1 protein-coding gene is annotated in these 1103 nt (G+C 66.0%); it reads left to right on the top strand.

Translation table 11 applies throughout. The features are described 5' to 3' along the window. Positions 1-1103 (top strand): elongation factor Tu (gene tuf / locus D7V97_RS43235; protein ID WP_199729232.1); only part of this gene is annotated, 1103 nt, incomplete at both ends.

Here is a 1103-nt window from a genome sequence, read left to right on the forward strand (position 1 = left end):
CGCAGCCTGCCCCACGTGAACATCGGAACGATTGGGCACGTGGACCACGGCAAGACGTCGCTGACGGCGGCCATCACGAAGGTGCTCGCGAAGTCCGGCGGCGCCACGTTCATGGCGTACGACCAGATTGACAAGGCGCCGGAGGAGCGGGAGCGCGGCATCACCATCTCCACGGCCCACGTGGAATACAAGACGAAGAACCGCCACTACGCGCACGTCGACTGTCCGGGACACGCCGACTACGTGAAGAACATGATCACGGGTGCGGCGCAGATGGACGGCGCCATCCTGGTGGTCTCGGCGGCGGACGGCCCGATGCCGCAGACGCGCGAGCACATCCTGCTGGCCCGCCAGGTCGGCGTGCCCTACATCGTCGTCTTCCTGAACAAGGTGGACATGCTGGACGACCCCGAGCTGCGCGAGCTCGTGGAGATGGAGGTGCGTGACCTCCTGAAGAAGTACGAGTTCCCCGGCGACAGCATCCCCATCGTCCCCGGCTCGGCGCTCAAGGCGCTCGAGGGTGACACCAGCGACATCGGCGAGCCGGCCATCCTGAAGTTGATGGAGGCGGTGGACAGCTACATCCCGACGCCGGTGCGCGCGACGGACAAGCCCTTCCTGATGCCCGTGGAAGACGTGTTCTCCATCGCCGGCCGCGGTACGGTGGCGACGGGTCGCGTGGAGCGCGGCATCATCAAGGTCGGCGAGGAAGTCGAAGTCGTCGGTCTGCGCGCGACGCAGAAGACGGTCGTGACGGGCGTGGAGATGTTCCGCAAGCTGCTGGACGAGGGCCGCGCGGGTGACAACATCGGCGCGCTGGTCCGTGGCCTCAAGCGTGAGGACATGGAGCGTGGCCAGGTGCTGGCGAAGCCGGGCTCCATCACGCCGCACACCAAGTTCAAGGCGCAGATCTACGTGCTGTCGAAGGAAGAGGGTGGGCGCCACACCCCGTTCTTCAAGGGCTACCGCCCGCAGTTCTACTTCCGCACGACGGACGTGACGGGCACGGTGAAGCTGCCGGAGAACGTCGAGATGGTGATGCCGGGCGACAACATCGCGATCGAGGTGGAACTCATCACCCCGGTGGCGATGGACAAGGAGCT

It is taken from the genome of Corallococcus sp. CA053C, from assembly GCF_003611675.1.
GTDB lineage: Bacteria > Myxococcota > Myxococcia > Myxococcales > Myxococcaceae > Corallococcus.